Here is a 23,055-nt window from a genome sequence, read left to right on the forward strand (position 1 = left end):
GGGATCTTCAGCGCACTGGAGAAACTCGGCTTTATTCTCGCGCCTACAAATAGAAACGGCACCTTCCGGTGCCGTTTCTTTCCATCAGGAACCGCTTATTTACGAGCCGCTTCCCACGATTTCAACAGTTCGCTATAGCTCACCGTCTCACCTTTAGGCTTCTCGTTCGCCAGCTTCGGCTTCGGTGCGCCCGGTTGGTCGAACCAGTATTGCGCGTCGCGCTCGGGGTTCATTTTCGGGGCGCAGGTGGCCTGGGCCTTGGAACGTTCCAGGCGCGTCATGATCGCGTCCTGGTCCTTGGCCAAACCGTCGAGGGCCTGTTGCGGGGTCTTCTCGCCACTGGCCGCTTCGGCGATGTGGCTCCACCACAGTTGCGCCAGGCGTGGATAGTCCGGCACGTTGGTCCCGGTCGGGGTCCATTGCACGCGGGCCGGGCTGCGGTAGAACTCCACCAGGCCACCGAGTTTCGGCGCCAGGTCGGTCATCGCCTGGGAGTTGATGTCCGACTCACGAATCGGCGTCAGGCCGACGATGGTCTTCTTCAACGACACGGTTTTCGACGTCACGAACTGCGCGTAGAGCCAGGCAGCGAGGCGCTGTTTCTCAGGCGTGGACTTCATGAAGGTCCAGGAACCCACGTCCTGATAACCCAGCTTCATGCCCTCTTCCCAGTACGGACCGCGCGGCGAAGGTGCCATGCGCCACTTCGGCGTGCCGTCCGCATTGACCACCGGCAAGCCCGGCTTGGTCATGTCGGCGGTGAACGCGGTGTACCAGAAGATCTGCTGGGCGATGTTGCCCTGGGATGGCACCGGGCCGGACTCGGAGAAGGTCATGCCCGCCGCTTCCGGCGGCGCGTATTTCTTCAGCCAGTCCACGTACTTGGTGGTCGCGAACACAGCGGCCGGGCCGTTGGTGTCGCCCCCACGGGTCACGCTGGAACCCACCGGATGGCAGTCCTCGACACGGATGCCCCACTCGTCCACCGGTAAACCGTTGGGCAAGCCCTTGTCGCCGCCCCCGGCCATGGAGAACCAGGCATCGGTGAAGCGCCAGCCCAGGGACGGGTCTTTCTTGCCGTAGTCCATGTGGCCGTAGACGCGCTTGCCGTCGATTTCCTTGACGTCCTCGCTGAAGAACTTGGCGATGTCTTCATAGGCCGACCAGTTCACCGGTACGCCCAGCTCGTAGCCGTACTTCTCCTTGAACTTGGCCTTCAGGTCCGCACGCTCGAACCAGTCGGCGCGGAACCAGTACAGGTTGGCGAATTGCTGGTCGGGCAACTGGTAGAGCTTGCCGTCCGGCGCGGTGGTGAAGGACGTCCCGATGAAGTCCTTGAGGTCCAGGGTCGGCGAGGTGAAGTCCTTGCCTTCGTTGGCCATCAGGTCGGTGATCGATTCGGTCTTGCCATAGCGAAAGTGCGTGCCGATCAGGTCCGAGTCGTTGACCCAGCCGTCGTAGATGTTCTTGTCCGACTGCATCTGGGTCTGCAGTTTTTCCACCACGTCGCCTTCCTGCAGCAAATCGTGGGTGATCTGGATCCCGGTGATCTCGGTGAAAGCCTTGGCCAGCACCTTGGATTCGTACTGGTGGGTGGTCAGGGTTTCCGACACCACGTTGATCTTCATGCCGCGAAACGGCTCGGCGGCCTTGGTGAACCACTTGAGCTCTTCGAGCTGCTGCTCCGTCGTCAGGGTGGACGGCTTGAATTCACTGCCGACCCATTTTTTCGCGGCGTCTTCATAGGCGTCGGCCCAGGCCACAGCGCTCAACCCGCTGAGCGCCAGTGCGGCTGCCAATGAAACGCTATGTCGCAGCTTATTGTTTTTATCGAACATAGAGACCTCCTGTTTGGGTTTAAGAGCCTTCGAACTTTCGACTAGCCCCACCGCATCACTGCCAACAGCCACACCAGAGACAGCGCGAACGCTATCCAGATGCTCCAGTCGGTCACGCCAATCACCAGCAGATGCAGGTAGGCGCTCCCGAGAAGACCGATAAACAACCGATCGCCACGGGTCGTGGCAATCGGCAGGAAACCACGCCGGGGAATACTCGGCGAACGCAGTTCCCAAGTGGTCATGCCTGCCAGCAGCAAGGCGATGACCCCAAAAAAAGCCGCCGTCGGGACGGTCCAATTCATCCATTCCATCATCGACTCCTCAGACCCGGCCCAGGGCAAAGCCCTTGGCCACGTGGTTGCGAACGAACCAGATCACCAGCATGCCCGGCAGGATGGTCAACACCCCCGCCGCCGCCAGCACGCCCCAATCGATGCCGGAGGCCGACACGGTACGGGTCATGACCGCCGCGATCGGCTTGGCATTGACCGAGGTGAGCGTGCGCGCCAGCAACAATTCGACCCAGGAAAACATGAAGCAGAAGAACGCCGTCACGCCGATGCCGGAGCCGATCAGCGGGATGAAGATCTTGGCGAAGAACTTGGGGAAACTGTAGCCGTCAATGTAGGCGGTCTCGTCGATTTCTTTCGGCACCCCGGACATGAAGCCTTCGAGGATCCACACCGCCAGGGGCACGTTGAACAGGCAATGGGCCAGGGCCACGGCGATGTGGGTGTCGAACAGCCCGATGGACGAATACAACTGGAAGAACGGCAGCAGGAACACCGCCGGTGGCGCCATGCGGTTGGTGAGCAGCCAGAAGAACAGGTGCTTGTCGCCGAGGAAGCGGTAGCGCGAGAACGCATAGGCCGCCGGCAGCGCCACGCTCAGGGAAATCACCGTGTTCAGGCTCACGTAGTACAGCGAGTTGAGGTAGCCGGTGTACCAGCTCGGGTCGGTGAAGATCACCTTGTAGTTGTTGAAGGTGAAGTCCTGGGGCCACAGGGTCAGGCTGCCGAGGATCTCGGTGTTGCTCTTGAACGACATGTTCAGCAGCCAGTAGATGGGCACCAGCAGGAACAGGATGTAGATCAGCAACGGAACCAGCTTTTTCTTGCTCATCGTGCGGGCCTCAACGGTTGGCGTCGGAGTGCGTCATGGCGGTATAGAACAGCCACGACACCAACAGAATGATCAGGAAGTACACCAGGGAAAACGCCGCCGCCGGGCCCAGGTCGAATTGACCGATGGCCATCTGCGTCAGGGTCTGGCTGAGGAACGTGGTGGCGTTGCCCGGCCCGCCGCCGGTGAGCACGAACGGCTCGGTGTAGATCATGAAGCTGTCCATGAAACGCAGCATCACCGCGATCAGCAGCACGCTCTTCATCTTCGGCAACTGGATGTGCCGGAACACCGCCCAGTTGGAGGCCCGGTCGATCCGCGCCGCCTGGTAGTACACGTCGGGAATCGCCCGCAGCCCCGAGTAGCAGAGCAACGCCACCAGGGACGTCCAGTGCCAGACGTCCATCACCAACACGGTGACCCAGGCGTCCATGGTATTGGCCGCATAGTTGTAGTTGATGCCCAGGGCGTTGAGGCTCGACCCCAGCAGGCCAATGTCGGCGCGGCCGAAAATCTGCCAGATGGTGCCCACCACGTTCCACGGAATCAGCAGCGGAATCGCCAGGATGATCAGCACCAGGGACGACCATTTGCCCTTGGTCGGCATGGTCAGGGCGATGGCGATGCCCAGGGGGATCTCGATCAGCAGCACGCACGCCGAGTAGATGAACTGGCGCAACAGCGAATCGTGCAGGCGAGGATCCAGCAGCACCTGCTTGTACCAGTCGGCACCGACGAAGTAGCGACTGGACTGGTCGAAGATGTCCTGCACCGAATAGTTGACCACGGTCATCATCGGGATCACGGCGCTGAACGCCACCAGCAGGAACACCGGCAGCACCAGCCACCAGGCCTTGTTGTTCTGCACCTTGTTCATGGCTGCACCTCGCTCAACGGTTCCAGCAGGTATTCATCGGCATAGACCATCAGCCACTGGGCCGGAAAACTGATGTACGCGGTGCCTTCCGGCACTGGCTTGTCTTCGGCCAGGCGCACCTTCAGCGGCGCGCCATCGAGGTTGAGGGTCAGGATCTTGTAGGTGCCCAGGTCCTCGACGTGGACCACGTCGGCTCGCATCGCGTCGTCGTAGGGGCCGTCCCAGACATGCACGAACTCAGGACGAATACCGACCTTCAGGGTCTTGCCCTGGGCCTGGGCAACGCGCTGCTGCAGGGTTTCGGACAGGGGCAAGTGGGTCGAGCCGAAGCCGACGCCACCGGGCTGCGCCGTGACGTCGATGAGGTTCATCCCCGGGCTGCCGATGAAATAGCCAACGAAGGTGTGGCTCGGGCGCTCGAACAGGTCGCGGGGCGTGCCGAACTGTACGATCTGGCCGCCGTACATCACGGCGATCTTGTCGGCGAAGGTGGACGCTTCCAACTGGTCGTGGGTGACGTAGACCATGGTGATGTTGAACTGCTCGTGGATCTGCTTGAGCTTGCGCCGCAGCTTCCATTTCAGGTGCGGGTCGATCACCGTCAGCGGTTCGTCGAAGAGGATCGCCGAGACGTCGTCGCGCACCAGGCCGCGGCCCATGGAGACTTTCTGCTTCTCGTCGGCGGTGAGGTTGCGGGCCTTCTTGTCCAGCAGGTTCTGCAGGTCGAGGACCTCGGCGATCTCCTGCACCTTGGTGTGGATCCTCGCCTCGGCCAGGCCTTGGTTGCGCAGCGGGAACGCCAGGTTGTCGAACACCGTCATGGTGTCGTAGACCACCGGGAACTGGAACACCTGGGCAATGTTGCGTTTCTCCGGGCTCAGCTCGTTGACGACCTGGCTGTCGAACAGCACCTGCCCCTCGGAAGGGCTGAGCAGGCCGGAAATGATGTTGAGCAAGGTGGACTTGCCACAGCCCGAAGGCCCGAGCAAGGCGTAGGCGCCGCCCTGTTCCCAGATGTGGTTCATCTCGCGGATCGCGTAGTCTTCGGGGCTCGCCGGGGTGCTGGTGTAACTGTGGGCGAGGTTCTGCAAACGTATTTCGGCCATCAGGCAACCCTCGCAATACGCAGGCCCGGGGCCTGGACCAGTTTGCCCTGGGCATCGAAGACAAACAGTTTATGGGTCGGGATGTAGATGCGGATCGGCGCATCCACGTCGTATTCGTGGACGCCGGGCAAGTGCAGCACCAGCAGGAAATGTTCGTTGCGCACATGCAGGAACGTTTCCGAACCGCTGATCTCGGCCACCTCGACGGTCACCGCCAGTTCCAGGTCGTCGTCGTTGCTCGGCACCAGGGAAATATGGCTGGGGCGCACGCCAAAACGGAACTCGCCCTCGCCCACCGGCCGCAGGTCGACGTTCAGCGGGAAATGCACGAAATTGGCGAAGCTCACCTCGTTGCCGGCGATACGACCGGGCATGAGGTTGATCGGTGGTTCGGAAAACAGCTCGGCGGCCAGCACGGTCTGCGGCTGGTGATACACCGAGGACGACTTGCCGCTCTGGATCACCCGCCCTTCATGGAGGATGGTGGTGGTCCCGCCCAGGGCCAAGGCCTCGTTGGGCTCCGTGGTGGCGTAGACGGCGATGGTGTGCCGGGCCTGGAACAATTCGCGCATTTCCTGGCGCAGTTCCTCACGCAGCTTGTAGTCCAGGTTCACCAGCGGCTCGTCGAACAGAATCAGTTCGGCGTCCTTGACCAGCGCCCGGGCCATGGCCGTGCGTTGCTGCTGGCCACCGGACAACTCCAGCGGATGACGCTTCAGGAACTTCTCGATGCGCAACATCCTGGCGGTGGCCAGCACCTTGTCCTGGACGACGTCGTTGGACACACCGGCCTGGCGCAGTGGCGAGGCGATGTTTTCGAAAACGGTCATGGTCGGGTAGTTGATGAACTGCTGGTAGACCATCGACACGTTGCGCAGCCGCACCGGCTTGTTCGTGACGTCGACGCCGTTCATCAGGACGCGGCCGCTGTCGGGTTTGTCCAGCCCGGCCATCAGGCGCATGAGGCTGGTCTTGCCGGACAAGGTGCGGCCCAGCAACACGTTGAAGGATCCGGGTTCGAAACTCAGGTTGGCATCGTCGATCCAGGTCTGGCCTTCGACGGTGCGACAGATGTGCTCAAGCTGTAGTGACATGGCTCGGCCTTTTTATTATTTGGAGTCAAGCGACCGAAGCGTCAAAGCGAAAGCCGTGCCAGAAATTGCAAGCCCTTGAAGCAGCGCGCTTTTTGAATAATCCGGCAGGAAAATGCGTTCGTTGATGAACACAAGTGAACAGTCAGGACTGAACAATTGAACAATCGGCCGGTTGACAATGAACAATTCTGAACAACACTGAATGAACGTTTCCGGCTGGCCTGGCCATCCCCCCTGTGGGAGCGAGCTTGCTCGCGATAGCGGTGGATCGGTTGCATTGATGTGACTGACACACCGCTATCGCGAGCAGGCTCGCTCCCACAAGGGGCTGGTGTATTAAGTGCCATTCAGGCCTGCCCCAGCACAAGGAGTCTGTGCGAAACTCACCACCACAATAAAAAACAGCTCCTGCGAGAGTGCCCCATGGCCGCACCTGCCCCCGCCTTGTCCCACGAGGCCATCATCCAGGCCTCCTGGTCCCGTTGCCGCGCCTTTGGCCTGAATCATCAGAGCGCACCGGCCTTCGACCCATTGCCCGCCGAGGGTATCGCCCAGTTGCTGGAAAGCCAGCATTCACTGGTGCAGACCACCCACCAGGAAGTGCTGCCGTACTACGAGAACATCCTGAGCAACTCCAATTGCCTGATCATGCTGGCCGACAACCAGGGACAGGTGTTGACGTCCTGGGGCACCCAGCGCTTCATCGAGCCCAAGCTGGCCCACGGCTTCAGCGCCGGGGCGAGCTGGATGGAACGCTGCACCGGCACCAATGCCATCGGCACCGCGCTGGCCTGCGAGCAGGCCGTGCACATCGAACACGATGAACACTTTCTCAAGGCCAACCGCTTCATGACCGGCTCCGCCGCGCCGATCTTCGACGCCGAGCGCAAGGTCATCGCCGTGCTGGACGTCTCCAGCGACAGCTACCTGCCGCCCTCCCACACCCTGGGCATGGTCAAGATGATGAGCCAGACCGTGGAGAACCGGCTGATCCTCAACCTGTTTCGCGGCGAACACTTCCAACTGACCTTCAACACCGGGCTGAACAACCTCGACAGCCAATGGGCCGGGCTGCTGATTTTCGATGAGAACGGCCAGGTACTTTCCGCCAACCGCCGGGCCGACAACCTGTTGGGCCTGAGCCTGTCGCGGGTCAGCATCGAAAGCCTGTTCCAGGTCTCGCTGCTGGAACTGTTGAACCAACCCGATGGCCTGCCGTTCGCCCTGCAGGCGTCCGGACGCAACCGCTTCCAGTGCCTGCTCCGGCGGCCGAGCCAGGTCTCGATCAAGGCGCGGGTGTTCACCGAGGCAACGCCCTCGCCGACGCCGTCCCCCGCTGCCAACGCCATCAGCCTCAACACCTTGCACTTCGGTGACAGCCGTGTGGAAAAAGCCGTGCGCCAGGCCGAGCGCCTGCTGGAAAAAGACATTCCGCTGCTGATCCATGGCGAGACCGGCGTCGGCAAGGAAGTGTTCGTCAAGGCCCTGCACCAGGCCAGCTCGCGCTGCAAACAACCGTTCATTGCCGTCAACTGCGCGGCGATTCCCGCCGAGTTGGTGGAATCGGAGCTGTTCGGCTACGAAAAAGGCGCCTTCACCGGCGCCAATCAGAAAGGCAGCATCGGCCTGATCCGCAAGGCCGACCGCGGCACCCTGTTCCTCGACGAGATCGGCGACATGCCCCTGCCAACCCAGGCCCGGTTGCTGCGGGTGTTGCAGGAGCGCTGCGTGCAACCGGTGGGCAGCGCCGAGCTGTTCCCCGTGGACATCCGCATCATTTCCGCCACCAACCGGTCGCTGCGCGAGCAAGTGCAGTTGGGGCGCTTTCGCGAGGACCTCTATTACCGTATCGGCGGCCTGACCCTGGAGCTGCCGCCCCTGCGCGAACGCAGCGACAAGCAGGCGCTGTTCAAACGCCTCTGGGAACACCACCGTGAACCGACCCAATGGGCCGGCCTGAGTCGGGAAGTGCTGGAGCTGTTCGACCGCCATCCCTGGCCGGGCAACCTGCGGCAGGTCAGCAGCGTGCTGCAGGTCGCCCTGGCGATGGCCGAGGAACAGCCGATCCGCCCGGAGCACCTGCCCGACGACTTCTTTGTCGACCTGGACATGGAGCCGCTGGAAACCCCCGAGCCGCTGACGGTGGACTTGAACGACGCCGAAGACCTGAACCGCCAGTTACAGGCGGCCGGCGGCAACATCTCGCACCTGGCGCGACGGCTGGGGGTCAGCCGCAATACGTTGTACAAACGCCTGCGCCAGCTGGAAAGCTGATGCGACAGGACGGTCAAGGACAAAACGGTAGGAGCGAGCCTGCTCGCGAAAACGCTGGATCAGCCAACATCGATGTTGAATGACGCACCGCTTTCGCGAGCAGGCTCGCTCCCACGAGGATTCGCTTGACCAGACGGCCATCGGCTCAGTCGAACGCGCCGTTGAGCACCTCATAAATGATGCCGCTGGCGATCGCCACCAGGATCAGATCAGTGCCGACCTGCTGCCACTCATAACCGTCATAGTGCGGCAGCCGTCCCAGCAACCGACCGTCCAGCTTCTTGGCGATGCCGGGTGGCAACGGCTTGCCCCGGGCCAGGTTTTTCTGGATGCCCGGCGGCAAGGCCGGGCCAGGGCTCCAGTAATCGCGATACCCGCCAATCACCCCCAGGACACCGCCACGGTCGATGCTTGGGCCGTTATGCCAATCGCTACCGCCCGGATTGCCCTTGCCGCCCTGGTTGCCCTTGTTTCCGGGGTTGCCTTGCCCCCCCTTGTTGCCCTGCCCGCCCTTGCCGCCTTGGCCGTGACCCGGGCCTTGATCGAATGAAGCGTTACCCTTGCCGTTGCCCGGGTCCGCGACAACGATGACGGGGCTCGCCGCCAAAGCGAAACAGGTCATCACAGCAATCAACGAGGGCGATTTGAACATGGCAGTTCTCTCAAGAAGGGGGAATGAACCCTGTAAAGTATAGAGACCTGCGGTGATATTAGTTCCACATCACACTGCACGCCGCGGGCGCTTCCCACCGAGCTGCCCTGGGCTTCATACGCCAGGGTTTCCATGCAGGCAGCGCGAATGACTCGGTTTGTATTATCAATGACTTATTGTTCGGGCATGGTGGGCACGTCGCGGTGTCGGTACGCGTCTGCCAGGAGACTTCCTCACGCAAGCCCACCACTCGTCGCCAGTCCAATGGCAAGATCAACCGGCGACAATGTCTGGCTCACGGTTTGCTTCGGTTTGTTCCAGCAGCCAAGAACGACGTAACTCTGACGCGGCGGCAAACTCATCAAGGCTTGGTCAGCAAACGGAGATGTACCGTGTCAACTCTCAATGAAATCGCAGCGAACCACGCGAGAATGGCAAAGGCAAAGGAAGAGGAGTCGATACGGCTGAATGCGCTTCACGGGCAGGTAGTCGGTGGCTTTGAGATTGCGCCGATCGAGACGAAACAACCGCTGCCGCTGCACTTCATGGCTGGCGTACCGGAACATGCGTTTGCAGAGGCCGCTGCACTGGGTTTCTGACAGCCGAGACGATTGTTATTTCTCGTGGCGAGCCCTGCTCCTCGCCACGGATTCATTCCCGCCCCCTCCTGCGACAGTGACGCCCGTCACAGATTGAGTGGCTGCTTCAGCGACCACGGGCATTTTCCAATCCGAACGATTATAAAGCCGAGCACAGGACTTCTCGGAAGAACAACGTCGTTTCATGGAACATCAGGAGCAGCAAACAATGAGCACAAGCGAACACGTGCAAAGCAGCGGGAAATACAGCGCCAAGTGGCAGGAACGCTTCAACTTCTTTGAAACCCATGGCGCGCCGTCCGACCCGCGCTACAAGGAAGCCCTCAAGCAGCTGCCTGGCTTCAAGAAAAAGATCCTCATCAACGCCAACGTCATCGCGTTCTTCTTCGGCCCCATCTACCTGTTCGTGTTGGGCCTATGGAAAAAGAACCTGGCCTTGCTCGGCATCATCTTCCTGGTCAACATCGTACTGAGTGTGATCTTCGCAGCCCTGGGCATGGACTTTCCCAAGCCGCTGAATGCCGGCCTCAACGGTGCCGCGTCGGTGATGTACGCGATCACGACCAACTACGCCTATTACTTGAAAGAAGTCAAAGGCGAGCAAGGCTGGAACCCGTTCCAGGGCATGCGCTTCTGATTGCGAGCCAGTAAAGGGCCCGCAGCGCTCGGGGAGCGCGCGGGCGCTTGCTTGGAAAGCTACTGCGGCCCGCGGAACTGGTGATTCGTCCTACCGTTTACGACAGATTCGAAGTAATTCTTGAAGGCCTCTTCGAATAAGATTGAAGCGGGAAACACGCTGACAGACCGCTCGACAAAACTGAACTGATAGATCCTGTTCAATACATCACAGATTTTTATCATGTATTTTGCCGGGTGGTCTTCATCCAGACCGCTAGGCGTGTAGCCATCCAGATAAATCTGATGGCAGCTGTTTCGCAAAGTACGCATCTGCATGCTGCCCGCCAAGTGCATGGCGGTAATGACCCAGCGCTGGATGCCGATCGATTCCTTATACCCGCCATGGGAAAAATTGCCCAAGGCGTTATAGGTACTCTCCCAAGCACGCAGACATTCACCGGTGCCGACGATGGAAAACGGCTTGGTCAAGTCCCTGTTGTGCGGAAAAATATCATCGTAGAGCTTTGCGCCATTGTAGAAAACCACTTCGAGATCCCGTTCCACTTGCTGGAGGAGCTCATCGAAATGTTTTTTGTGAGAGGTCAGCTCATTGAACCGGGTGGCGTTGCGGCTTTGAATGGCCGCTTCTTTCGAAATTTTCGCACTCTGCCAAGCAGCCACTGCCGCTGCAAATGTTCCGACGGCGGACACCATCGCGACAAAGTCCGTCATGCTCAGGCTACCGGGGACAACCTTAAAGAAAACTCCCCCGCTTACGAACAGCCCCAAACTCACGCACCACACTACCCAATCAGGTCCCCTGCGCATCAACTTACATCCTTCCAAAAATCATTCAAGACCCGCGATATTGAGCCAGCGGAACGATCCGCACTCTACCCTATGCCCTATGTAAGCGGCTAAGGTCGGCAACTGCCTCAACAAAATCTCGGCAAATGAAAAGCCCGGCTCAAATGGCCGGGCTTCATGGGCAGGAGGTTAATTACCGAGGATCGGGATGCTCAGTCGTCACCGAGTCGGCGGCACTCACATCGGACATGTCCTCTTCGAGAGGCGCCTCATCGTCCGGTGGCAGGGGGACTTCAGGCCCGTCCTTCTTGGGATCGTGGCCTGTTTCGTTATCCGTACCGCGTGTGACTTCCTGCTGCGACCGGTTTCCTGGCGCGTTTTCGTCGATTTCCATGCTGGCTCTCCGTTCTGGCGCGCGGATCAGCCGCGCTTAAGCATAAGAGGCAATGCAACGGCGCAAGTGCGGGGCAATGGATGAACGGCGCGAGACAGCGCAATCATATTGCGCAAACACACTGCGCCGATGGTCTATGGGAGGTCGCCTGGCGATTTCAGGCCCTACACAGGAAATTCGATGATGGCAGATGACCTGAGCAACCGCGGACCACAAGACCGGAACCGCATCAGCACGACCGAAGCCTGGGAATTGAAGTACTGGGCCAACGAATTCGGGGTATCGGAAGAAACGCTGAAAGCTGCGGTAAAAGCGGTCGGTCCGATGGCCGCCGATGTGCGCAAGCACCTTGGGAAATGATGCACCGGCCCTACGGCGTACCGTAGGGCTCGCGTCTTGCCGCTCAAATGCGTCACTAGCGCGATTGTTGTTTTTTTACTACTTTTCCAGTCTTTCGCTCGTAGTAGGAATGAAGGAACCAGACCACCAGCAGTAACCCAGCCGACCCGAAAATGAACAGCAACACCTCTAACGCGACACCTTCATGGGAAAACATATTCTCCACCTCATCCATAAGCGGAGCGACTTGTGATCGTCGCCCCTGAAAATATTTGTAACATTCCAAACATTTCCAGGGTAATCCCCATGATGCCTGCTGACAACCCTTGGAACGGCTCAAACCCGCGCTCCAGACGTTTCGCCGACCAATGACCGCGGTGCCGGCGACTCCCTCCTGCGCTGGAACATAGGTAGTATCCTGGCTTCCTAGACATCGACCACGCCCAAGGAGTGAATGTGAACAGCAAGGACGAGCAACCAGCCCTTCTCCCCAACCTTCCAGACGCCTGGCGAGCGCGTTTCAAGCATTACCGCATTCACCAGATCACCACCGGCTGTTCGGACGCGGCAGTCTTTCGCCTTGAGGCTACCGGCGCCCCCACCCTGTTTATCAAGACCGAACCCGCTGGGCCACTCGGCGAGCTACGGGACGAAGCGACAAAACTGCGCTGGCTGGCAACGACCGGCATCCCGTGCGCCAGGGTCATGGAGGAAATCCGGGGGCTTCACAGGGACTGGCTGCTATTGAGCGCGGTACCAGGGACGGACTTGCTGTCGGCCCCGGTTGATGCGGCAGCCAAGGTGAGCCTCATGGCCGACGCCCTGCGCCAGCTCCATCGACTCGATCCCGCCGGTTGCCCCTTCGACCACAGCCCCTCCCGCCGCCTGGCCACGGCCCGCGCCCGCATGGAAGCAGGCCTGGTCGACCCGGAAGATTTCGACGACGAGCACCAAGGGTTGACGCCTGCGGCGCTGCTTGAGCGATTGGCCAGCGGCTTGCCTGCCGGGCACGACCGGGTGGTGACCCACGGCGACGCCTGCCTGCCGAATTTCATCGTCGAGCAGGGCCGCTTTTGCGGCTTCATCGACTGCGGCCGATTGGGCGTCGCCGATCGATACCAGGACCTGGCCTTGGCCACCCGGGACATTGCCGAGGAATTGGGGGCGGACTGGGTCGTACCTTTCCTGCGGCAGTATGGGATCAGCGAGGTCGACCAGGACCGGATTTATTTCTATCGCCTGCTGGATGAATTTTTCTAGGAAGCGGATTCAAACAGCGATTCAACAGCCGCCCTTCAAGAAGATCCGGGCGGAATGCCGTCCTTGTTGAAATCCTTCAAACGCTCGCGCTCTTGCTCCGTGGCGTGAGCAGGTGGGTCGTTCTTGGGTGGTTGCTTGTCTTTTTCGTCAGCCATGGCACTGCCCTCCGAGTGATATCCCATTCGGCTACCCATGTGCCCCGCAGTTCAATCCGTTTCGAAAGGCTGAGCGGGCTGCGCTGAAAGTGGAACATCGAAGACCCGATCAAACAGCCACTGGAACATCAGGGCATAAAAAAAGAAAAACACGAACAACCCCAGATTGGTCACCAGCGCCAGCCACAGGCTGATGCCAAGCCACGCCCCGATCACCGGCGTCAGGATCAGGGTCAAGCCGCCTTCGAATCCCAGGGAGTGGAGCAGGCGGCGCCGCCAGTTGCGACGACGGTCATGCTGGCGGCGCTCCCACCACTCGAACAGGCCGTTGAACAGCATGTTCCAGGCCAGCGCGACAGCGCAAATCACCAGCGACAGCAGGGTCGAGTAGCCCATGCCCTGGCCGTAGACCAGCGCCAGCGCCGGCGCCACGAACAGCACGCCGCCCGCTTCATAGAGTACGGCCTGGAGGATTTTACGGGCGGCGCCTTGCATGGGGGATCTCCTGTGGACAGTGCGAGGCCACAGCCTGGCAAGTTGAGCCCGTGCGTACAAATGAGCTAAATTGAGCCACGCTCAACCCGAGTCACCCACCCGCCCATGTTCGCCAAACTGCCCCTCACCGCCTTGCGCGGCTTCGAGTCCGCCGCACGGTTGGGCAGCTTCAAGGCGGCAGCCCAGGAGCTGCATGTCAGTCCGGCGGCGATATCCCACCAAGTCAAGAGCCTTGAGGCGTTCCTGGGCGTACGACTGTTCGAACGCTCCAGCCAGAACGTGCGCCTGAGCGCCGCCGGCGAGCGTCTCCACCCGCAACTGCACCGTGCCCTGCTGGATATCCAGCACGGCTTGCAGGCATTGTCGCCGCCCTGCGCCGCGCAGTCCCTGGTGGTGAGCACCACCCCGGCGTTCGCCAGCCTGTGGTTGATTCCTCGGCTTGGGGATTTTCACCGGTTGCACCCGGACATCGAGGTGAGGCTGCACAGCAGCAACCACGTGGTCGACCTGCACCGTGACGCCAGCATCGACCTGGCGATCCGCGCCCAATTCACCCCCGATCCGCAACTGTTCCAACAGCCCTTGCTGGACGAAGTCTTCGGCGTCTATTGCCGCCCCGATTGGCAACCACCCGCGACAGGCGCACCCGTGGAACTGATCGATGTGCCGTGGCTGAGCCATTCGAGCGTAGCGGTCGACTGGCCGACCTGGTGTGCCAAGGCCGGCACCCTGGGCTGGCTGGAGAACGCGCGCTTGCGGCGTTATGACGAGGAACAGCATGCGCTGCAGGCAGCCATCGCCGGACATGGATGGGTGCTGGCCAGCAATGTACTGGCAGCCGAAGCGGTCGCCCGCGGACAACTGGTCGGCTATCGACCCGAGGTGCGCCTGGCGGGCGCGCGCTATACCGTGGTGTGCGTGCCGGGGCGGGAGAGGCAATCGGCGGCAAGGGTGTTCAGCGAGTGGCTACGGGGGCAAGCAACAGTCCCTTCCATGGCTCTGCACGAAAAGCCTTGAGACTCGTTCATGCTGCGTTGAAAACAGCCTCGCCATGCCCATGTACTCCAGTACACTGCGCTGGCTGGGCTGTTGTCGCCTTGCCTGACCTTCGTCTCAAAATTTTTCATACAGGGCCTAATGAAGCACCCTGCGGCTCTCGCCAATCCTGATTCGATCGAGGGCCCTGTTCAAGGCATCCAGGGCACCCAGCAGCGCTTTCGCCTCAGCCTCCCGCCCGTCGCCCCAAAGACGCTCAGCCATCTTGTTCAGTGCCTGGATCGAGCGTTCAATGTCGGCGGCCGTTGCTGTCTTGCTGTCCTGATGTTTGTCGGGCATTGGCTCACTCTCTTTGGATCACGGTTTTAACCGCTTCAAATAGAAAACGCATTGTTACATCCCTCCAATATACTTGCGCGGTACTTCTTCGGCGCCTACCCGTGCAGTGTTGACCACAAGAAGCGATGGCGCCTGGGACAGACCAAAACGGAGAATGGGCAATGAGTACGCTTGAAAAGGCCATATCGATTTCCGCGCTGGCCCATGAAGGACAAGCCGACAAGGGTGGCGCGCCGTATATCCTGCACCCCTTGAAGGTCATGTTGCGGCTGTCCCATGACGAAGAACGCATTGTCGCGGTGCTGCACGACGTGGTCGAAGACACCACCGTTACCCTTGCGGACCTGCGCCGTGCAGGCTTCAGCAACGCGGTCCTGGACGCGATCGACTCCCTCACCAAACGCGAAGGCGAAACCTACCAGGCCTTCATCGAGCGAGCAGCGCTCAACCCCTTGGCGCGCCGGGTGAAACTGGCGGACCTCGCGGAGAACAGCGACTTGTCCCGGCTAGGCACGCCCAACGCAAAAGACCTGGAGCGCATTGAAAAATACCGCATGGCGATCGATTACCTGACGACGCTGGAGCGATAGGCACCAGCCAGCCATTCAACCGGACGGGGCGATGACGAATGCGCATCCTGCCTCGACTACACTTCACATCTTTCGAAAGGAGTCGACTCAATGAATGCCAGATGGATGCTGTTGATGCTCGCGACCGCTTCAGCTTCGGGATGCGGCACGATCAATACAACCTTTCGAGACGATGTCGTGGCCAGCAACAAACTGGCTCGCTGGCACTCCCACTGCGACGCGGTGCCGCGAATCTACAGCGGCGCGGTCTTCGACTACTGCACCCTGGACGCGGAACCACGCCAGAGCAGCGGTTTTGATGGACACCCTACCCCCACCCTGATCGTTCTGGACATGGGCGTCTCGGCGGCAACGGATACGCTTTTATTGCCCTACACCCTCTATTTGCAGAACAAACATGGCGATATCAAGAAAGCCAGGTTCGAATAATCGGGCGCCTACGGACAGGCAACCGCCTGTCGAGACTGCTTCTTGGTCCACAGAACGCGACCATTGATCCTTCCGTCAGACCATGACTCGGTCACCAGCGCGCAATGGCCGCCCAGGTTCTCGACAAACGTCCTCGGGTAGCCTTCAGGTGCCTCTCCACCCAGACGCATCCAGTTTGGGTCTGGCGAGGTGCATCGACAGCGGGCACACCCGGGCAGACGCTGTACAAATGTTGTCGCTCAACGTTACAGCGCGCGAATGAATGCGACACGGTCACCGGCGGGCTTGAGCACGCCGGAAGGCAGCACTTGCGTCGTTTAAACCAGATCCCAATGCAGGCAGAGCGGCGCGTGAGACGGATTTGATCCCGCTCAGGGACGAACAGCTGCGCACCTACAACGATGAGTATCACACAGCCGTTGACATGCAACGCGATGGTCTCTGGGAGTGGGAGTTCATAGAAATCGGGAAAGAAATGCTCGCCCCTCTCCCGATTGAAGACAGCGCCGAGGATGTGGGGTATTTCAATCGATGCAAACCGATGATGGGGCGTAAATCTCGGGAGCTGGTCCCGGCGATGATCAAGCTGATGAGAGAACAGGAGCCGTTCGGTTCGTGGTCCTCTGCGGACAGCCATCGAGCAAAATTCAAATGCGGCAGCTCCGAAGTACACCTGGGCCGTCCCGCGATCCCGATAAGGTTCTTTGACGATAAGCCCTGGGTACGCCAACTGCTCCTGATACCTCACATCAGCGCCAGGGGACCTAATGGCGCCTGGGTTATCCGTCGCGGACCAGAGCACCCGGACCGCAAAGCCCTTGAAGGCAAACACGCTTACTACCTAATGACTTCGGGACAGCCCGATACCATCACCTACTTTGGTCGCTCTATCTATTGGCCTCTAACCGGCATTGAGCTGCTTGGGTCCCGCGATGAGGCTCAAGAGCTAGCAGCTGAGTTTACCGATGAGGATGACTTCGAAGCCCCAGAGACAGGTCGAGCCGAAGGAGTCGATTTATTCTCTCTGTTGGGGTTGGTGGACATCGTGGAGGTGAGGGGTTATCAGCTAGCTTTGACATACTCTGGATCTTCTTATCTGGAAACAGACATTACCTCCCTCGATGAACTGATCGCCCTCCTCCCATCATCCTGAACAAAAACGTCCGGCGCCGAGCTCCGTCCAACCTTTGGACGGGGATTGGAACGCTGAACACTTGCCTACACAGCAACAAAAGACCAGAATAACGACCTATATAGGAGTCTTATCTATGCAAAATATTCTGGCCGATGTGGCCGTCAGCGTTTCCGAACTCAAAAAGAACCCCTCTTCCGTCCTGAGCGGCGCCAACGGCTTGCCCGTGGCCGTGCTGAATCACAACCGCGTTATGGGCTACATGGTCCCTGCCAACGTGTACGAGGCGATGGTTGAGCGCCTGGACGAGCTGGAACTGGTTCACCTGGTCAAGGCACGGCTCGACGCCAACGAAACACCTGTTCGAGTATCTATCGACGAGCTCATTGACGAGGCCGAGGCAAATATCGCCAATGGCCGCTGAGTACGGAGTCGAGTGGGATCCGAAAGCTCTCAAAGAACTGCGGAAGCTGGACGGCACCATCCGTCTCCAGTTCTTGAGAAAGCTCCAAGAACGGCAGGCCGCGCCACGAGTGCCAGGAGATGCGCTTCACGGCATGAAAGATTGCTACAAGATCAAATTGCGCGGCGCCGGCTACCGACTCGTGTACCGCGTTGAGGATGAACGAATTGTCATCTTGGTGCTGGCCATAGGTAAGCGGGAACGAAGCAGCGTCTACGATTCGGCCAAGAGCAGATAGGCAGATACAGGAAGCCCGGCGCTGGGCCGGGCTTCGATTAAAATGCCGCGATGGCGGGAACTGGGGGACCACGATCGAGATGACTGCCGTTCATACACAATATTAGTCGTCGATCATCTTCTGAACGGTAATGAATACGGGTTCCATTTTCTTGGTTTTCGCTGACATCCGGAATTTGACGTTGACGTCTGCACGGACCTTGAATTTCCCCGCTAAGCTTTGCGGATCTACACCCTCCTCCAGAATCAATTTCACTCGTCGATCAACCAAACCTCTAATGATCGCCGCCCAACCCTTGCCGCCTTCATATCGTCCGCAAACCCCGTGCTTTACAGCAAAGAGTCGAGTTCGAGTGCTGCGGCCTCAGCGCGACGATCCTCCTCACGGACACTGGATACGTCTATGCCGGACCGCTCCGCAAGCCTTAATTGGTACTCCCAAGGGAGCATGAATTGCAGTCTAGCCTGGCGCTCCAACGCTTTCCGGACGCGCACATCAAGGTATTCAGCGCGGCTCATCCCACATAACTCGGCCTCAGAGGCCTTCTCGACCTCTGCCACCAAGGTAGGATTGGCGTCGATGATTATGGCGACGGCATTCTGATGAATCTGATTTCTAAGCTCCAAAGTTGAGGTCCTTGCGTGCCGCCCTAAGGGCCGTTACAAGCGCCCATGCCAGATGACGGGCGCGATTAATGAGCAGAATTTAGCACCATTAATTCGCCACTACGAGCCTGAAGGTAGCCCCTATCTTCTGAGCCAGAATTAGCAATCAGGCATTTAGCAAAATGTATTGATTTTGTTATTTAGCTTTTGCTAATTCATCTCCACTCCCTCACCGCCCAGATGAGCGAGACACCATTCCATTTTCTCAAACGCCTATTACGCGGCCGGGGAGTCGTTCGGCCCGGAGAAAGTAATGACTCAGAAACATCTACCAGCGAAGCGCTTGTTTGAGGTGCTGATGTTCATGTTCGTCTACGTCGCGCTCACGGTCGCCTGGTTTGGATTTGCTGCGCCGGAAATGGTAAGCAGCCCGTTCACCAGCGCCATCCTTGTAGGGCGCGCGGGCTCGGTCCTGTGGCTCATCTGCCCCCCCCGCATCGCCGTTCACATCATCAACAAATGGAACTAAGGCAAAACCACGGAGAGGCAACCATGAAGCGGTACGACTCCCGCACGGCCGATAATTCGTGGTGCGCCTACAAACGACATGCGAGCGGATGTCGAGGCCCTTGCTGTCTTCGAAGATCGCAGCATGAACAGCGTGATTGTCCAGGCGATCCGAAACCACATCGACTGCAACCGATGCCAAAGATTGATGCTAGACGCCCTGGCTGACGCACTTGAGCAGGCCGTTCCAGAACAGGAAAGGAACAACCCCGGCGCAGATCCGCGCGGCCTACTCATTAAGGCCAACCCTGTCGGCTCCTCGTCGAACAAACGGAGGCGCAACCATGACAACCACAACGCCCAGTGACGGCCGAATTGCTCTCCAGACAAGTTCAGCCAGCTCGGCACTCGCTTGGTTAGGTTCGGTCAGGCCATGCAGGATCCCAGCACCACGGTCAGCGGACTGATGCAGTTGACCCAGGCCTGCGGGATCAACCTCAAGCTGCGCATGGCGGCTGAATCGGAGGGGCGCTCAGATGGCTAAAACCGTCCTGCGTGTCCGATTGGACGCCATATCGTTTTACCTGAACACCGAATCCTCTTCCCCAGGTATCGGACACAGAAACCGGTACCGCTTGTTCAAGACTGATAACTACGGGCGGGACAAACTCGGGTGGATTCAGGTCGGCTCGATGGCGGGCCAGGAACTGGTCGCACTCGATACCGATCGGGCCAGATTCAAGGCATGCGAGAAACTGTTTTTGAGCAAGAAACCTCATCAGTACGGGCAGTACGGCGATATACGCGGTCAGCCGGGCAAATGTGAAGGTGAGGCGTTCCCGCTACGCGTGATGAGCAGGCCGTGACGCGACACAAATCGCGAATACCGAAAACGTGTCGCAAGACAAAATTCGAAGTGGAGCCGAGCACGGCCCGGAGCATCATCATGGCAAAAGTCATTGCCCAGATTACAGTAAAGCTCCCACGCCTCATGGAGGTGAGCGAGTATCGGAAGCTGCGATACGCCGGCGGCAAGCCCAGCGTGCAGCAGCTCAAAAAGTGGATTGAAGAAGGCGAAGTTGTGGGGAGGTAAAAGGCGGGATGTACTTTGTTGACCTGCAGGCAGCAGTGATGGGTTCAAGCGACCCGCTCCTGGCCAAGATGATGGAGATAAGCTGATGGCGCCGCCACGGGCTCGCACGACGAAGAATAAGGGACTGCCCGAAAATCTGTACCCTAACGGGAAGTACTTCATTTATCGCAACCCGATTACCGGAAAACGAACAAGCATCAACAAGTCGCTGACCGAAGCAATCCGCCTGGCTAAATCGGCCAACGCCAAGCTTGCCCCGCTGATGGTCGAGGATGGCGCTCTGCTCACAACGTTGACCGGCGAAAAGGCGCCCACCCTCTCATCATTGCTTGAGAGGTTCGAAGATGAGTGGCTGCCGACGAGGGGCTATGCGCAAAGCTCGCTGGATGAAATCGGGTTCAAAATCGCCAGGTACAAGAAAGAGCTCGGGCATCGGATGGTTGGTCAGCTCGACGTGTTGGCTATTGCAGAGTATCTCGACAAATTTGAGAACAACGCCTACACAAACACCGGGGACTCCTGGTCCATGTATTTGCGTTTGCTGTTGCAAAAGGCCTGGCCGAGCGAAACGTAGCCGAAATGACTCTACTCAAAAAGGAAGGGGAGAAAGTCCGGCAAAGACACACGCTGGAAGGACTCATGAAGGTGGTGAATAGCCCTAAGACACCGGAGTGGTTGTCGCGAGCGATCCGGCTAGCATTACTGAGCCTCCAGCGCCGGGAAGACATCTTGACCTGGCCGCGCTCTGCGGTCGATATCGAACGGAATACCATCAAGATATCCCCCGGGCAAAACCCAGGACTATGACACGCCTGTGCACCTCGAGATCGTGATGGGTGAAGCGCTACGGACTGTTGTGCAGGAATGCCTCCGCTCACCAATCGCATCACCGTTCCTCATTCACTACAAGCCACGGGCTCGGAGGCGCGAACAGATCGAGGCTAAGGCACACTGGACGGCCGTCACCCCTGACTATCTTTCCAAAGAGTTCACGAAGGCCAGAGACGCCGCGCACGCCTATGATCATATGCCGCCAAAGCAACGCCCGACGTTCCATGAAATCCGGGCACTTGGCTCATGGTTTTATGAACAGCAGAAATTCGAAGAGAGTTACGTTCAGGCATTGCTGGGCCACGCGGACCCAAAAATGACGCGTCATTATCAAGACGGTCATGGCGAGAAGGTCATCGAATACCAAGTGGTAAGCGCCGAGCTAAGAATTTGAAATTGGTGGGCATTTTTCCAAAATATTTCCAAAGTTTTTCCAAACGCCCACAGCAAAAAGGGGTAACCATTTCTGGTTACCCCTTCTAGACCGCCCAGCAGAGCGGATTTTGTTTGGTAGGCGCGATTGGACTCGAACCAACGACCCCCACCATGTCAAGGTGGTGCTCTAACCAACTGAGCTACGTGCCTGCTGTGAGGCGGCATTCTACGGAATTCCAAAGGGGTGTCAACACCTTTTTTTCACCTAACCCTATGAATATGCAAAATATTTAATTTCGCCAATGCGACGAAGATTTTGCGGTGGCTGGCGGCCGATTTTTATCTCGGGTAGGATCGGCGCATTCGTAAAAAATATAAAACAGAGGGTTGCAGAATGGCGAACACATCCTACCCAGCGTCCTATTATGCCGCGTCGGCCAACCCGGCTCCGTCGCGCCCGGCCCTGCAGGCCGAGGTCGAGACCGATGTGTGCGTGATCGGCGCGGGTTATACCGGCCTGTCCTCTGCGCTATTCCTGCTGGAAAACGGCTTCAAGGTCACCGTCCTTGAAGCGGCCAAAGTGGGCTTTGGCGCGTCGGGTCGCAACGGCGGTCAGATCGTCAACAGCTACAGCCGTGACATCGATGTGATCGAGCGCAGCGTCGGCCCCCAGCAGGCTCAGTTGCTCGGCAATATGGCGTTCGAGGGCGGTCGAATCATTCGGGAGCGGGTGGCGAAGTACCAGATTCAATGCGACTTGAAGGACGGCGGCGTGTTCGCCGCCCTGACGGCCAAGCAGATGGGCCACCTGGAGGCGCAGAAGCGCCTTTGGGAGCGTTTTGGGCATACCCAGCTGGAGTTGCTGGATCAGCGCCGCATTCGCGAGGTGGTGGCTTGTGACGGGTATGTCGGTGGCATGCTGGACATGAGCGGCGGGCATATCCATCCGCTCAATCTGGCACTGGGTGAAGCCGCGGCCGTCGAGTCGCTCGGCGGGACGATCTACGAGCAGTCCCCGGCAGTGCGCATCGAGCGCGGCGCCAGCCCTGTCGTGTATACCCCTCAAGGCAAGGTCAGGGCCAAGTTCATTATCGTGGCCGGCAATGCCTACCTGGGCAACCTGGTGCCGGAGCTGGCGGCCAAGTCCATGCCGTGTGGCACCCAGGTGATCGCCACGGAGCCCTTGGGAGACGAATTGGCTCATAGCCTGCTGCCTCAGGATTACTGCGTCGAAGACTGCAACTACCTGCTCGATTACTACCGGTTGACCGGCGACAAGCGCCTGATCTTCGGCGGTGGCGTGGTGTATGGCGCGAGGGATCCGGCGAATATCGAGGCGATCATCCGGCCGAAGATGCTCAAGGCGTTTGCGCAGCTCAAGAATGTGAAGATCGACTACGCCTGGACCGGAAACTTCCTGCTGACGTTGTCGCGTCTTCCGCAGGTTGGTCGCCTGGGGGACAACATCTACTACTCCCAGGGCTGTAGCGGCCATGGCGTGACGTACACCCACCTGGCGGGCAAGGTGCTGGCCGAGGCGCTGCGCGGCCAGGCCGAGCGTTTTGATGCGTTTGCCGACCTGCCCCACTATCCATTCCCGGGCGGCCAGCTACTGCGTACGCCGTTCGCGGCGATGGGGGCCTGGTATTACGGGTTGCGGGATAAATTGGGATTCTGAAGCACTCCCCATAAGGGCTGCTTTGCAGCCCAGCGGGAGCAAGCTCCCTCGCCAGGGGTTCAGTACGCCAAAAACAAAAAACCCCGGTCTTTCGACCAGGGTCTTTGCTATCGATCAGAAGAGGCTTTTCGGCTTTCTTCCTGGCT

The 23,055-nt window shown here is 59.3% G+C and carries 31 protein-coding genes and 1 tRNA gene; 18 read left to right on the top strand and 14 right to left on the bottom strand.

The annotated features are described in order from the left end of the window. Positions 1-95: 95 nt before the first annotated feature. Genes Q6A48_RS09140 through Q6A48_RS09165 form a run of 6 tightly spaced genes read right to left on the bottom strand, consistent with a single transcriptional unit; the run spans position 96 to position 6,040 of the window. Positions 96-1,838 carry an ABC transporter substrate-binding protein gene (locus tag Q6A48_RS09140; RefSeq protein ID WP_304553714.1) on the bottom strand — a complete coding sequence of 581 codons (1,743 nt, stop codon included), beginning with the start codon at positions 1,836-1,838 and terminating at the stop codon, positions 96-98. A 41-nt stretch (positions 1,839-1,879) separates the two neighbouring features. Then, positions 1,880-2,152, bottom strand: coding sequence for a DUF2160 domain-containing protein (locus Q6A48_RS09145; RefSeq protein WP_304553716.1), 273 nt, complete (start codon positions 2,150-2,152; stop codon positions 1,880-1,882). Positions 2,153-2,162: 10 nt separating this feature from the next. Continuing rightward, positions 2,163-2,963: a carbohydrate ABC transporter permease gene (locus Q6A48_RS09150; RefSeq protein WP_304553717.1), complete on the bottom strand. Its 801-nt coding sequence runs from the start codon at positions 2,961-2,963 to the stop codon at positions 2,163-2,165. 10 nt (positions 2,964-2,973) lie between these two features. After that, the gene (locus Q6A48_RS09155; protein WP_042728292.1) at positions 2,974-3,840 is read right to left on the bottom strand and encodes a carbohydrate ABC transporter permease; all 867 of its coding nucleotides are present in this window, start codon (positions 3,838-3,840) and stop codon (positions 2,974-2,976) included. After that, positions 3,837-4,946 (bottom strand): ABC transporter ATP-binding protein, encoded by a 1,110-nt coding sequence (locus Q6A48_RS09160; protein ID WP_304553719.1) that lies wholly within the window; start codon positions 4,944-4,946, stop codon positions 3,837-3,839. The genes Q6A48_RS09155 and Q6A48_RS09160 overlap by 4 nt, the downstream gene beginning before the upstream one ends. Further along, entirely contained in the window at positions 4,946-6,040 is a 1,095-nt protein-coding gene (locus Q6A48_RS09165) for an ABC transporter ATP-binding protein (RefSeq protein WP_304553720.1), read from the bottom strand. Before Q6A48_RS09165 ends, Q6A48_RS09160 begins: the two co-directional genes overlap by 1 nt. A 423-nt stretch (positions 6,041-6,463) precedes the next feature. Between Q6A48_RS09165 and Q6A48_RS09170 the strand changes: the two genes are divergently transcribed. Continuing rightward, entirely contained in the window at positions 6,464-8,314 is a 1,851-nt protein-coding gene (locus Q6A48_RS09170) for a sigma-54-dependent Fis family transcriptional regulator (protein WP_304553722.1), read from the top strand. Between the two features lie 145 nt (positions 8,315-8,459). On the opposite strand, the gene Q6A48_RS09175 is transcribed toward Q6A48_RS09170, so the two are convergent. Continuing rightward, positions 8,460-8,966, bottom strand: coding sequence for an anti-virulence regulator CigR family protein (locus tag Q6A48_RS09175; RefSeq protein WP_304553724.1), 507 nt, complete (start codon positions 8,964-8,966; stop codon positions 8,460-8,462). Between the two features lie 392 nt (positions 8,967-9,358). Between Q6A48_RS09175 and Q6A48_RS09180 the strand changes: the two genes are divergently transcribed. Both Q6A48_RS09180 and Q6A48_RS09185 read left to right on the top strand, forming a co-directional pair. Further along, positions 9,359-9,565 carry a hypothetical protein gene (locus tag Q6A48_RS09180; RefSeq protein WP_304553726.1) on the top strand — a complete coding sequence of 69 codons (207 nt, stop codon included), beginning with the start codon at positions 9,359-9,361 and terminating at the stop codon, positions 9,563-9,565. Positions 9,566-9,773: 208 nt separating this feature from the next. Then, positions 9,774-10,202, top strand: coding sequence for a DUF2628 domain-containing protein (locus Q6A48_RS09185; protein ID WP_304553727.1), 429 nt, complete (start codon positions 9,774-9,776; stop codon positions 10,200-10,202). Between the two features lie 59 nt (positions 10,203-10,261). On the opposite strand, the gene Q6A48_RS09190 is transcribed toward Q6A48_RS09185, so the two are convergent. Both Q6A48_RS09190 and Q6A48_RS09195 read right to left on the bottom strand, forming a co-directional pair. After that, entirely contained in the window at positions 10,262-10,915 is a 654-nt protein-coding gene (locus Q6A48_RS09190; protein ID WP_304553729.1) for a hypothetical protein, read from the bottom strand. A gap of 268 nt (positions 10,916-11,183) precedes the next feature. Beyond that, a complete protein-coding gene (locus Q6A48_RS09195) occupies positions 11,184-11,384 on the bottom strand; it encodes a hypothetical protein (RefSeq protein ID WP_304553731.1) in 201 nt (66 codons plus the stop codon). A 180-nt stretch (positions 11,385-11,564) separates the two neighbouring features. Between Q6A48_RS09195 and Q6A48_RS09200 the strand changes: the two genes are divergently transcribed. Then, a complete protein-coding gene (locus Q6A48_RS09200) occupies positions 11,565-11,744 on the top strand; it encodes a DUF3606 domain-containing protein (protein WP_369811676.1) in 180 nt (59 codons plus the stop codon). Between the two features lie 55 nt (positions 11,745-11,799). Here the strand turns inward: Q6A48_RS09200 and Q6A48_RS09205 are convergent, their stop codons facing one another. Further along, positions 11,800-12,063: a hypothetical protein gene (locus Q6A48_RS09205; RefSeq protein ID WP_304553732.1), complete on the bottom strand. Its 264-nt coding sequence runs from the start codon at positions 12,061-12,063 to the stop codon at positions 11,800-11,802. A 116-nt stretch (positions 12,064-12,179) separates the two neighbouring features. On the opposite strand from Q6A48_RS09205, the gene Q6A48_RS09210 reads away from it, so the two are divergent. Further along, complete coding sequence (locus tag Q6A48_RS09210; RefSeq protein ID WP_304553734.1) at positions 12,180-12,983, top strand: APH(3')-II family aminoglycoside O-phosphotransferase; 804 nt, start codon at positions 12,180-12,182, stop codon at positions 12,981-12,983. A 206-nt stretch (positions 12,984-13,189) separates the two neighbouring features. On the opposite strand, the gene Q6A48_RS09215 is transcribed toward Q6A48_RS09210, so the two are convergent. After that, positions 13,190-13,633 carry a PACE efflux transporter gene (locus Q6A48_RS09215; protein WP_304553735.1) on the bottom strand — a complete coding sequence of 148 codons (444 nt, stop codon included), beginning with the start codon at positions 13,631-13,633 and terminating at the stop codon, positions 13,190-13,192. Positions 13,634-13,738: 105 nt separating this feature from the next. Between Q6A48_RS09215 and Q6A48_RS09220 the strand changes: the two genes are divergently transcribed. Further along, positions 13,739-14,650 carry a LysR substrate-binding domain-containing protein gene (locus tag Q6A48_RS09220; RefSeq protein WP_304553737.1) on the top strand — a complete coding sequence of 304 codons (912 nt, stop codon included), beginning with the start codon at positions 13,739-13,741 and terminating at the stop codon, positions 14,648-14,650. Between the two features lie 117 nt (positions 14,651-14,767). Here Q6A48_RS09220 and Q6A48_RS09225 read toward each other — a convergent pair whose 3' ends face one another. Continuing rightward, positions 14,768-14,968: a hypothetical protein gene (locus Q6A48_RS09225; RefSeq protein WP_304553738.1), complete on the bottom strand. Its 201-nt coding sequence runs from the start codon at positions 14,966-14,968 to the stop codon at positions 14,768-14,770. Positions 14,969-15,129: 161 nt separating this feature from the next. Here Q6A48_RS09225 and Q6A48_RS09230 point away from each other — a divergent pair, with 161 nt between their 5' ends. From Q6A48_RS09230 to Q6A48_RS09250, 5 genes are all read left to right on the top strand, one after another. Then, entirely contained in the window at positions 15,130-15,558 is a 429-nt protein-coding gene (locus Q6A48_RS09230; protein ID WP_304553740.1) for a GTP pyrophosphokinase, read from the top strand. Between the two features lie 90 nt (positions 15,559-15,648). Next, on the top strand, positions 15,649-15,987 hold the full coding sequence (locus Q6A48_RS09235) for a YceK/YidQ family lipoprotein (RefSeq protein WP_304553741.1): 339 nt from the start codon (positions 15,649-15,651) through the stop codon (positions 15,985-15,987). Positions 15,988-16,348: 361 nt separating this feature from the next. Further along, positions 16,349-17,140 carry a hypothetical protein gene (locus tag Q6A48_RS09240; RefSeq protein ID WP_304553742.1) on the top strand — a complete coding sequence of 264 codons (792 nt, stop codon included), beginning with the start codon at positions 16,349-16,351 and terminating at the stop codon, positions 17,138-17,140. Between the two features lie 115 nt (positions 17,141-17,255). Next, a complete protein-coding gene (locus Q6A48_RS09245) occupies positions 17,256-17,543 on the top strand; it encodes a type II toxin-antitoxin system Phd/YefM family antitoxin (RefSeq protein ID WP_304553743.1) in 288 nt (95 codons plus the stop codon). Then, the gene (locus tag Q6A48_RS09250) at positions 17,533-17,820 is read left to right on the top strand and encodes a type II toxin-antitoxin system RelE family toxin (RefSeq protein ID WP_304553745.1); all 288 of its coding nucleotides are present in this window, start codon (positions 17,533-17,535) and stop codon (positions 17,818-17,820) included. Before Q6A48_RS09245 ends, Q6A48_RS09250 begins: the two co-directional genes overlap by 11 nt. Before the next feature lie 329 nt (positions 17,821-18,149). Here Q6A48_RS09250 and Q6A48_RS26015 read toward each other — a convergent pair whose 3' ends face one another. After that, positions 18,150-18,446, bottom strand: a complete 297-nt coding sequence (locus Q6A48_RS26015; RefSeq protein WP_369811677.1) for a DUF6388 family protein — start codon at positions 18,444-18,446, stop codon at positions 18,150-18,152. A 292-nt stretch (positions 18,447-18,738) separates the two neighbouring features. Here Q6A48_RS26015 and Q6A48_RS09255 point away from each other — a divergent pair, with 292 nt between their 5' ends. The 6 genes from Q6A48_RS09255 to Q6A48_RS09280 all read left to right on the top strand — a co-directional run bounded on the left by Q6A48_RS09255 (position 18,739) and on the right by Q6A48_RS09280 (position 21,250). Beyond that, positions 18,739-18,954 carry a hypothetical protein gene (locus tag Q6A48_RS09255; RefSeq protein ID WP_304553747.1) on the top strand — a complete coding sequence of 72 codons (216 nt, stop codon included), beginning with the start codon at positions 18,739-18,741 and terminating at the stop codon, positions 18,952-18,954. 123 nt (positions 18,955-19,077) lie between these two features. Then, entirely contained in the window at positions 19,078-19,299 is a 222-nt protein-coding gene (locus tag Q6A48_RS09260) for a hypothetical protein (RefSeq protein WP_304553748.1), read from the top strand. Positions 19,300-19,468: 169 nt separating this feature from the next. Beyond that, positions 19,469-19,798: a hypothetical protein gene (locus Q6A48_RS09265; protein ID WP_304553750.1), complete on the top strand. Its 330-nt coding sequence runs from the start codon at positions 19,469-19,471 to the stop codon at positions 19,796-19,798. 80 nt (positions 19,799-19,878) lie between these two features. Next, the gene (locus tag Q6A48_RS09270; protein WP_304553751.1) at positions 19,879-20,025 is read left to right on the top strand and encodes a hypothetical protein; all 147 of its coding nucleotides are present in this window, start codon (positions 19,879-19,881) and stop codon (positions 20,023-20,025) included. Positions 20,026-20,110: 85 nt separating this feature from the next. Continuing rightward, on the top strand, positions 20,111-20,599 hold the full coding sequence (locus Q6A48_RS09275) for a phage integrase Arm DNA-binding domain-containing protein (RefSeq protein ID WP_304553753.1): 489 nt from the start codon (positions 20,111-20,113) through the stop codon (positions 20,597-20,599). A gap of 258 nt (positions 20,600-20,857) precedes the next feature. Further along, positions 20,858-21,250 (top strand): tyrosine-type recombinase/integrase, encoded by a 393-nt coding sequence (locus Q6A48_RS09280; RefSeq protein WP_304553755.1) that lies wholly within the window; start codon positions 20,858-20,860, stop codon positions 21,248-21,250. Between the two features lie 114 nt (positions 21,251-21,364). Here the strand turns inward: Q6A48_RS09280 and Q6A48_RS09285 are convergent. Further along, a tRNA-Val gene (locus Q6A48_RS09285) sits at positions 21,365-21,441 on the bottom strand. Positions 21,442-21,625: 184 nt separating this feature from the next. On the opposite strand from Q6A48_RS09285, the gene Q6A48_RS09290 reads away from it, so the two are divergent. Next, entirely contained in the window at positions 21,626-22,909 is a 1,284-nt protein-coding gene (locus tag Q6A48_RS09290) for an NAD(P)/FAD-dependent oxidoreductase (protein ID WP_304553756.1), read from the top strand. Positions 22,910-23,055 lie beyond the last annotated feature (146 nt).

Source organism: Pseudomonas citrullilanati (genome assembly GCF_030580855.1).
GTDB lineage: Bacteria > Pseudomonadota > Gammaproteobacteria > Pseudomonadales > Pseudomonadaceae > Aquipseudomonas > Aquipseudomonas citrulli.